The organism is Massilia sp. P2_C2 (genome assembly GCF_056404615.1).
On sequence record NZ_JBFUDR010000376.1, the window covers coordinates 1 to 9,178 of the forward strand.

Below are 9,178 nucleotides of genomic sequence, written 5' to 3' on the forward strand. Positions count from 1 at the left end.
CATCACGATCAAGTACTGCTTGGGTGAAGCGGTTTTCCTGACCAAACGCACTGATACAGGGCAACATTACAAAGGCTAGTAGAAGTCGCTTCATAACGTCCATATGTCCTTGGCTCGCTCCAGTCCGATGGACCTAGCATAACATGTTGCCTAACCGCAAAAATCGCAGACTGTCACGGCGGACGAGCCCTGCTCGGAGCGGGCTCACTTGCATGGATGATCGATCACCCTTACGGCTTCGCCCGGTACTCAATCGAAATTCCATGGAAGCTGGTCATGCGCTTCCCAGGGCGTCCACTTTCGCTCATTTTTCTCTCATAACCAATGACGAGGTGGGTATCATCTCGCCAGTCCAGGCGAGGACTCAAACGCGAATCGCCCATCGCGTCGATATAGAAAACGGCGGAATCCGCACGATCGCCATGAGTGGAGATGGTCTCGTCCGGACGGCGAAGATGAACTTCGTCATACAGCGCCCCCTGTCCGAAACCGAGGCCATTGTCGACGACTTCCAACGTAGCAATCCAGTTCCCATCTGGCGAGCTGACGTCGACAGACTTGCCGACGATGGGCCGACCATCGTCCCCATCGTCCCATTGGTGAAACGCATACAGGCCAGCAACGACGAAAGACAGAAAGAGCGCGGCTCCCAGCGCAATGATGAATCTCCCTATCTCCATTCTGTCTCCGCTCGCTAGGCTGCCCTGCCCTGCCCCTCGTACCGCACCTGATCCAGCCACTCCAGCAACGGAATCGTCGCAGGCAGGAGAGGACTGACGGCATACGCCCCCTGCCACGCAAACGCCTGCCCTTCCAGGCTTTGCGGCTCCCCTTCCCACTCGCGGCTGATGTAGAAGTACAGCCGCACGTGCGCGTGCTCGTACACGTGCTCGACGCAGCACCAGGGCTCGGCCGAGATGACCTTCACGCCCAGTTCCTCGACGAACTCGCGCTGCAGCGCGTGGAAGATGTCCTCGCCCGGCTCGACCTTCCCGCCCGGGAATTCCCAGTAGCCGGCGTACGGCTTCCCCTCGGGACGCTGGCCGAGCAGCACGTCGCCGTTCGGGCGCATCAGCACGCCCACGGCCACATCGACAGGCTTTTTAGACATCGACTTGTTCCTGTGCCGGCGCAGGCGCCGGCGGCAGCTTGCCCGCGTAGTCCTTGGCGAACTGCCACGCGACGCGGCCCGAGCGCGAGCCGCGGCTCAGTGCCCAGCGCAGCGCATCGCCGCGCGCGGCCGCGATCTGCTCCGGCGTGCAGCCAAAGCTTTGCAGCCAGTGGCCGACGATGTCCAGGTAGTCGTCCTGCCGGAACGGATAGAACGACAGCCACAGGCCGAAGCGCTCGGACAGCGAGATCTTTTCCTCGACCGTCTCCGCCGGATGCAGGTCGTCGTCGGCCACGTGCTTGTAGCCGTCGTTGTCCGAGAATTTTTCCGGCATCAGGTGGCGGCGGTTCGACGTCGCGTAGATCAGCACGTTGTCCGACTGCCCCGCGATACTGCCGTCCAGCGCCACCTTCAGCGCCTTGTAGCCCGCTTCGCCCTCTTCGAAACTGAGGTCGTCGCAGAAGATCACGAAGCGTTCCGGGCGGCCGGCGACGAGGTCGACGATGTCCGACAGGTCCGCCAGGTCGGCCTTGTCCACTTCGATCAGGCGCAGGCCCTGCGGCGCGAACTGGTTCAGGCAGGCCTTGATCAGCGACGATTTACCCGTGCCGCGCGCGCCCGTCAGCAGCACGTTGTTGGCCGGGCGCTTCGTCACGAACTGGCGCGTGTTCTGCTCGATCTGTTCCTTCTGCTGGCCGATGTGCTGCAGGTCGTCCAGGCGGATGTGCGACGCGTGCATCACCGGTTGCAGGTATTTGATGCTGCCCGCGCCCGGGCGGCGGCGCCAGCGGTAGGCGTAGCCGTGGCGGAAGTCCGGATCGCGCGGCGCGGCGGGCGGCAACAAGGCCTCCACGCGCGCCAGCAGCGCCTCGGCGCGGTGCAGGAAGTTTTCCAACTGATTCATCGGTGGTTCAGGAGCGGTAGTCGGCGTTGATCGAGACGTAGTCGTGCGACAGGTCGCAGGTCCACACGGTGGCATCCGCCTCGCCGCGCGCGAGCACGACGCGCACGAGGATCTCGGCCTTCTTCATCACGCGCTGGCCATCCTCTTCCTTGTAGTCCGGATTGCGGCCGCCGGCCTTGGCGACGAGGACGTCGTCCAGGTACAGGTCGAGCTTCGCGGTGTCGAGGTCGTCCACGCCGGCGTAGCCGATGGCGGCCAGGATACGGCCCAGGTTCGGGTCGGACGCGAAGAACGCGGTCTTCACGAGCGGCGAGTGGGCGATGGCGTAGGCGATCTTGCGGCACTCGTCCATGTCGCGGCCCTGCTCCACCGTGATGGTGATGAACTTGGTGGCGCCCTCGCCGTCGCGGATGATCTGCTGGGCCAGGTGGCGCGAGATGCCGGTGACGGCGTCGCGCAGTGCGGCGTAGTCCGGGCTGTCGGTCGAATCGACGACGAGCGAACCGGCGCCCGTGGCGACGAGGATGAACGAGTCGTTGGTCGACGTGTCGCCGTCGATGGTGATGCTGTTGAACGAGCGGTCGGCCGCGTACTTCACGAGTTCGTCCAGCACGGGTTGCGCGACCTTCGCGTCGAACGCCAGGTAGCCCAGCATCGTCGCCATGTTCGGCTTGATCATGCCGGCGCCCTTGCTGATGCCGGTCATCGTGACGGCGTGGCCGCCGATCGTGGTCGTCAGCGACGCCGCTTTCGGCTGCGTGTCCGTCGTCATGATGGCCTCTGCGGCATTGAACCAGTTGTCGGCCTTCAGGTTCGAGATCGCGGCCGGCAGGCCCGCGACGATCTTTTGCACCGGCAGCGGTTCCAGGATCACGCCGGTGGAGAACGGCAGCACCTGCTGCGCATCGAGGCCGAGCAGGCGCGCCACTTCGGCGCACGTCGCCTGCGCGTTCGCGAGGCCCGGCTCGCCCGTGCCCGCATTCGCATTACCCGTGTTCACGACCAGCGCACGGATCGGCTTGCCGCCGCCCGCATTTTTATCTTTCGCTGCCTCGAGATTCGCCTTGCAGACCTGGACCGGCGCCGCGCAGAAGCGGTTCTTCGTGAACACGCCGGCGACGGTCGCGCCTATAGCGAGCTTCATCACCAGCACATCCTTGCGGTTCGGCTTCTTGATGCCGGCTTCGGCGTAACCGAGTTCGATGCCGGCGACGGGTTTCAGTTCGGCGGCGACGGGCAGGGGGGAATTGACGGCCATGGCGTTCTCTAATGAAAAGATGGAAAGAAGGTCCGGTATTGTAACGCCTCATCGGCACGTGCACCGGTGGGCTGCCGCTGTTAATACATGCTTAAGTTGGCCAATTGATAATCGGAAACATCACTTACCCGGCGATGCCGCTTTGGTAAGATGTCCCATCCACCGGAGGTTCAATGACCGACAACCAACGCGATGTCCTGAGTGCCTGCTTCTCGCTGGCGATCGTCCTGTTCGCCCTGTTCGTGACGCAGCGCTTCATCCTGCCGCTGCTGTGGGCGGCGATCCTGTGCATCGCCACGTGGCCGCTGTACGTGCGCGTGCGGACGGCGCTGGGGGGACGCACGATCCTCGCCGCGGCCCTCGTCACCATCGTAGTCGCCATCGTCTTCATCACCCCGCTCGCGCTGGGCGTCACGCAGGCCGCCCGCCAGGCGCCGGCGCTGGCCCAGTTGATCGCCAGCGCCAACACGGAAGGCCTCGCGGCGCCGGAGTGGCTGCACCGCATTCCGTTCGCCGGCGACGCCATCTATAGCTGGTGGCTCGCCACGCTCGGCCAGCCGCACGGCCTGGCGCACCTGCTGCAGGACGGTTCCGTCGGGCGCATGCAGACCGCGAGCGAAGTGCTCAAGCGGGTAGGCAGCGGCGTCATGCACCGTCTCGTCGACATGCTGTTCGCCTTCCTGTGCCTGTTCTTCTTCTACAAGGACGGCGCCGCCCTGCAGCGCCAGACGGACGCCATCGGCGCCCACCTGATCGGCACGCGGCGCTGGACGCTGTTCTCGCTGAAGGTGCCCGTCGCCGTGCGCGCCACCGTCAACGGTCTCGTGCTCGTCGGCCTCGCGGAAGGCGTCCTGCTCGGCATCGGCTACCAGATCGCCGGCCTGCCGTCGGCCGTGCTGTGGGCCGCGGCGACGGGCATCCTCGCCATCATCCCATTCGGCGCCCCGCTCGCCTTCGGCGCCGCCGCGGCGCTGCTCGCAGTGAAGGGCGCGACGATCGCCGCGATCGCGATCCTCGTATGGGGCGCCATCATCCCCGCCCTGGCCAACCTGACGGTGCGCACCTTGCACCACTACGACAGCATCGGCCTGCTCCGCCCTTCCGCGCGTTCCGATGCCGGCTATCGGCTCTACGACCGCGACGACGTGGCCCGCCTGCACCGCATCCAGGCCCTGCGCGCATTCGGCATGAGCCTCGCCGACATCGGCCTCACGCTGGACAGTCCGGCCGGCTCGCCGCTGGCGATCGTCGACCGCCAGCTGGCGGCGCTCGAGGTGCGCATGGCGGAAGCTGCGCGCCTGCGCGACCAGCTGCTGCGCGTGCGTGCGCAGCTCGTGCGCGGCAGCGCGCCTGACCTGTCCACGTGGCTCACCACACTGGAGAACACCATGGACATGAGGGACGTGTACGAACGCTATTTCACCAAGGAAGAACTGGAGCGCATGCCGCTGATCCGCAACGATGCCGCCCAGGCCGAGTGGCAGGGGATGACCGAACAGGCGCGCGGCCTGATCGAATCGCAGGTACCACCGAGCGCAGAGGCCGCCAAGGTCTTCGCCCTGCGCTGGCTGCAGACGTTCGAGCGCGACACCGGGGGCGACCCGACGCTGCAGGCGAAAATGAACGTGATGGCCGAACGCGAGAAGGATGCGGTCGGCATGCCGGCGCAGATTTTCGACTACGTGAAGGCAGCCGTCGGGGAACTGAAATTCGACGCGTGGAAGAAATACATGCGGCCGGAAATCATCGACCGCATGCGCCTCCATTTTGCCGGCCGCGGCAGCGAATGGACGGACTTGATTGCGCAGGTGCAGGCCGAGATCAAGACCGATCCCGAGGCGGCGGGCGCACGGGCACGCGACCTCGGCCGCCGGTGGATGGACCTGTTTTACGACATGGTCGGCACCGACCAGCAGGACATCGACGCCTTCCGCAAGGGCACCGCGACGGATCCCTTGCTGCGCATGGGGCCGGGCATCGGCGAGGCAACGCTGGCCTGGCTGAGGAAGGCACTGACCGTCTAGTCGCGGAGCAGTCGCAAATCGGGGCAGAAAAYTCGGGGTCAGAGCACTTTTCCCGCAAAATTCGGGGTCAGAGCACTTTTTGGTGTACGGTCTTTTCAGCAAGCCCGCTCAGAGGTCGACGCCAAGGCATGGGTCCGCAGCAGGATACCGCGGGTTGTCGGCATGATCTAGTGTGCTCCGGAACATTGATCGGAAATTTGCTCTGACCCCGAATTCGGGAAAAAATGTGCTCTGACCCCGAATTTTAAAGACGTAAAAAAGGCGCCCGCGGGCGCCTTTGCTTTGGTGTTACGGCATCAGGCCAGCTTGCCGTGGCACTGCTTGAACTTCTTGCCGCTGCCGCACGGGCACGGGTCGTTGCGGCCGACCTTCACGCCCATGTAGGTGGTGGCCGGATCGTCTGCCATCGCGGTCGTGCCCGGGGTCACCGCGAGCGGCGCCATCAGCTCTTCCGGCGCGGCCGTCGGGTCGAAATCGGCGTGCTGGTAATTGATGTTTTCCAGGTGCGCCGCAGCCGCCTGCATCGCCGCTTCCGCCGCCTCGACTTCTTCGCGGGTCTGGATGCGGACCGTCATGATGGTGCGGATCACTTCGTTCTTGATCTGGTCCAGCATGGCGCCGAACAGCTCGAACGCTTCGCGCTTGTATTCCTGCTTCGGGTTCTTCTGCGCATAGCCGCGCAGGTGGATGCCCTGGCGCAGGTGGTCCAGCGCGGCCAGGTGCTCGCGCCAGTGCGTGTCGATGTTCTGCAGCATGACGTTGCGCTCGAAGCCGCCGAACGCTTCCTTGCCGACGATGCCGACCTTGGCCTCGTACGAGCTTTCCGCCGCCGCCAGCACGCGCTCGAGGATGTCGTCGTCGTTCAGATTCGGCTCTTCCTCCAGCATTTTCGCCAGCGGCACCGGGAGTGCCCACTCGTCGGCCAGCACGCGTTCGAGCGTCGGGATGTCCCACTGCTCTTCCACCGACTCCGCCGGCACGTGCGTGCGCACGACGTCCGTGAACACGCCGGTACGGAGCGATGCGATCAGTTCTGAGATGTCGGCCGCTTCCAGCAGCTCGTTACGCTGGGTGTAGATCACCTTGCGCTGGTCGTTGGCGACGTCGTCGTATTCCAGCAGCTGCTTGCGGATGTCGAAGTTGCGGGCCTCGACCTTGCGCTGGGCGCCTTCGATGGAACGGCTCACGATGCCGGCCTCGATCGGTTCGCCTTCCGGCATCTTGAGGCGGTCCATCACGGCGCGCACGCGGTCGCCCGCGAAAATGCGCAGCAACGGGTCGTCCAGCGACAGGTAGAAGCGCGACGAACCCGGGTCGCCCTGGCGGCCCGAACGGCCGCGCAGCTGGTTGTCGACGCGGCGCGACTCGTGGCGTTCGGTACCGATGATGTGCAGGCCACCCTGCGCGACGACGTGGTCGTGCAGCGACTGCCATTCCGAACGCAGCTGGGCGGACTGCTCTTCCTTCTGCTCCGACGCGAGGTTCGCGTCAAGCTCGATGAACTGGATCTGCTTCTCGACGTTGCCGCCCAGGACGATGTCGGTACCGCGGCCCGCCATGTTGGTGGCGATGGTGATCATCTTCGGACGGCCGGCCTGCGCGATGATCTCGGCTTCGCGCGCGTGCTGTTTCGCGTTCAGCACGTTGTGCGGCAGCTTGGCCTGGTTCAGGATGCCGGACAGCAGTTCCGAATTCTCGATCGACGTCGTGCCGACCAGCACCGGCTGGCCGCGCTCGTAGCAGTCGCGGATGTCGGTCAGCATGGCCTGGTATTTTTCCTGCGCCGTCTTGTACACCTGGTCCTGGCGGTCCTTGCGCTGCGACGGACGGTTCGGCGGGACGACGACGGTCTCCAGGCCGTAGATCTCCTGGAATTCGTAGGCTTCGGTATCCGCGGTACCGGTCATGCCCGACAGCTTGCTGTACATGCGGAAGTAATTCTGGAAGGTGATCGAGGCCAGCGTCTGGTTCTCGTTCTGGATGCGGACGCCTTCCTTCGCTTCCACGGCCTGGTGCAGGCCGTCGGACCAGCGGCGGCCCGTCATCAGGCGGCCGGTGAATTCGTCGACGATCACGACTTCGTTGTTCTGCACGACGTAGTGCTGGTCCTTGTGGTACAGCACGTGCGCGCGCAGGGCGGCGTACAGGTGGTGGATCAGCGTGATGTTGGCGGCGTCGTACAGCGAGGCGCCTTCCGGCAGCAGGCCCATCTTCGTCAGGATGGCTTCGGCGTTCTCGTGGCCGGCCTCGGTCAGCAGCACGGTGTGCGCCTTCTCGTCCTTCGTGTAGTCGCCCGGGACTTCGATCTGGCCCTTGCCGTCCGGGGTTTCCTCGCCAATCTGCAAGGTGAGCAGCGGCGGGACTTCATTGATCTTGTGGTACAGCTCCGTGTGGTTCTCGGCCTGGCCGGAAATGATCAGCGGGGTACGCGCTTCGTCGATCAGGATCGAGTCCACCTCGTCGACCACGGCGAAATTCAGGCCACGCTGCACGCGCTCGCGCATCTCGTACACCATGTTGTCGCGCAGGTAGTCAAAGCCGTATTCGTTGTTGGTGCCGTAGGTGATGTCGGAGGAGTACGCCTTTTGCTTGCTGTCGTGGTCCATCTGCGACAGGTTTACGCCCGTCGTCAAACCAAGCCAGCCGTACAGGCGGCCCATCTGGTCGGCGTCGCGCTGGGCCAGGTAATCGTTGACCGTCACGACGTGCACACCCTTGCCGGACAGCGCATTCAGGTACACGGGCAGGGTCGCCATCAGCGTCTTGCCTTCGCCGGTACCCATCTCGGCGATCTTGCCGTAGTGGAGGACCATGCCGCCGATCAGCTGCACGTCGAAGTGGCGCATCTTGAGGACGCGCTTGGCGGCTTCGCGGCAAACGGCGAAGGCTTCCACGAGGATGTCGTCGAGGGAGGCGCCCCCGGCCAGGCGTTGCTTGAATTCGGTCGTCTTTGCCTGGAGATCGGCATCGGACAGCGCTTCCATCTGCGGCTCGAGCGCATTAATGTCGCGCACGGATTTTTGGTATTGCTTGAGCAGACGCTGGTTACGGCTGCCGAAAATCTTGGTCAGGAATGACATGCTGTGTTCTTCAAAAATACGCCGCGAAAAGGATCCGAGGAGCCAGGAATGATATCAAAAAGATATCCACCTGAGAGCGCCAATGGCAAAAAGCCACCGATTTTATCATGCGATGCGGCCACACTTGGGGTTCGCCGGACGGATCACAAGTGCCGCTGGCAAAAATTGTTATCGAACTGCATTCAATCACACATGCGGCGCACGATTCCTCGCGCCACGGCCGGCGGATATGGTATGTTCGGGCCATGCAGTCTTCTTCAAATCAGCAGCGTCCCTTCCACATCTACGGCACCCGCGACCGCAAGACGGCGTTCGGCGCCACCGATTTCCTGCGTTCCAACGACCGCCTGGCCGCCCTGATGCCGACCGCCCTGCGCGTGGGCAACCTGCAGCGCGACGTCAAGGTGATCCTGCCGCCGATGTACGCCGGCTGCGACGTGCTGTCGTTCCAGGACGCGACGCTGACCCTGGCCGTGCCCTCCTCGGCCGTCGCGGCCAAGCTCAAGCAGCAGCTACCCAAGTTGCAGGCCGGGTTGCAGAAGAAGGGCTGGCAGGTCGAGAACGTGCGCATCAAGATCCAGATGCGCCCCAATGTGCCTGTGCGGGAAGAACTGAAACCGTCGACGCTGACCCTGCCGCCGACGGCGGTGGAAGCGTTCGAGGAGTTGGGAGACAGTTTGCCGGAGACGCCGCAGAATGCGGCCCTGATCGCGGCGATCAAACGGTTGGCCGAACGGCGCAAGAAATGACGTTCGCGCCATGTTGACGTAACGCGTGGGCACGGGGTGCCCACCCTACATA

Annotated in this window: 7 protein-coding genes; 2 read left to right on the plus strand and 5 right to left on the minus strand. The window is 64.3% G+C overall.

Features of this window, described 5'->3' with window-relative positions:
• Positions 1–230: 230 nt before the first annotated feature.
• Genes AC1DYX_RS27435 through argJ form a run of 4 tightly spaced genes read right to left on the minus strand, consistent with a single transcriptional unit; the run spans position 231 to position 3,273 of the window.
• On the minus strand, positions 231–680 hold the full coding sequence (locus AC1DYX_RS27435) for a hypothetical protein (protein ID WP_477264793.1): 450 nt from the start codon (positions 678–680) through the stop codon (positions 231–233).
• Between the two features lie 14 nt (positions 681–694).
• On the minus strand, positions 695–1,111 hold the full coding sequence (locus AC1DYX_RS27440; RefSeq protein ID WP_477264795.1) for an NUDIX domain-containing protein: 417 nt from the start codon (positions 1,109–1,111) through the stop codon (positions 695–697).
• The gene (locus AC1DYX_RS27445; protein WP_477264797.1) at positions 1,104–2,015 is read right to left on the minus strand and encodes an ATP-binding protein; all 912 of its coding nucleotides are present in this window, start codon (positions 2,013–2,015) and stop codon (positions 1,104–1,106) included. The genes AC1DYX_RS27440 and AC1DYX_RS27445 overlap by 8 nt, the downstream gene beginning before the upstream one ends.
• Positions 2,016–2,022: 7 nt before the next feature.
• Positions 2,023–3,273, minus strand: a complete 1,251-nt coding sequence (gene argJ / locus AC1DYX_RS27450; RefSeq protein WP_477264799.1) for a bifunctional glutamate N-acetyltransferase/amino-acid acetyltransferase ArgJ — start codon at positions 3,271–3,273, stop codon at positions 2,023–2,025.
• A 173-nt stretch (positions 3,274–3,446) separates the two neighbouring features.
• Here argJ and AC1DYX_RS27455 point away from each other — a divergent pair, with 173 nt between their 5' ends.
• Positions 3,447–5,297, plus strand: coding sequence for an AI-2E family transporter (locus AC1DYX_RS27455; RefSeq protein ID WP_477264801.1), 1,851 nt, complete (start codon positions 3,447–3,449; stop codon positions 5,295–5,297).
• A gap of 296 nt (positions 5,298–5,593) precedes the next feature.
• Here AC1DYX_RS27455 and secA read toward each other — a convergent pair whose 3' ends face one another.
• Complete coding sequence (gene secA, locus AC1DYX_RS27460; protein WP_477264803.1) at positions 5,594–8,377, minus strand: preprotein translocase subunit SecA; 2,784 nt, start codon at positions 8,375–8,377, stop codon at positions 5,594–5,596.
• 245 nt (positions 8,378–8,622) lie between these two features.
• Here secA and AC1DYX_RS27465 point away from each other — a divergent pair, with 245 nt between their 5' ends.
• A complete protein-coding gene (locus AC1DYX_RS27465; RefSeq protein WP_477264805.1) occupies positions 8,623–9,126 on the plus strand; it encodes a DciA family protein in 504 nt (167 codons plus the stop codon).
• Positions 9,127–9,178 lie beyond the last annotated feature (52 nt).

Excerpts from the sequence above, each read along its gene's own strand:
- AC1DYX_RS27455 (WP_477264801.1), top strand. The coding sequence starts at position 3,447 with ATGACCGACAACCAACGCGATGTCCTGAGTGCCTGCTTCTCGCTGGCG.
- AC1DYX_RS27465 (WP_477264805.1), top strand. The coding sequence starts at position 8,623 with ATGCAGTCTTCTTCAAATCAGCAGCGTCCCTTCCACATCTACGGCACC.
- AC1DYX_RS27435 (WP_477264793.1), bottom strand. The coding sequence starts at position 680 with ATGGAGATAGGGAGATTCATCATTGCGCTGGGAGCCGCGCTCTTTCTG.
- AC1DYX_RS27445 (WP_477264797.1), bottom strand. The coding sequence starts at position 2,015 with ATGAATCAGTTGGAAAACTTCCTGCACCGCGCCGAGGCGCTGCTGGCG.
- AC1DYX_RS27440 (WP_477264795.1), bottom strand. The coding sequence starts at position 1,111 with ATGTCTAAAAAGCCTGTCGATGTGGCCGTGGGCGTGCTGATGCGCCCG.
- argJ (WP_477264799.1), bottom strand. The coding sequence starts at position 3,273 with ATGGCCGTCAATTCCCCCCTGCCCGTCGCCGCCGAACTGAAACCCGTC.
- secA (WP_477264803.1), bottom strand. The coding sequence starts at position 8,377 with ATGTCATTCCTGACCAAGATTTTCGGCAGCCGTAACCAGCGTCTGCTC.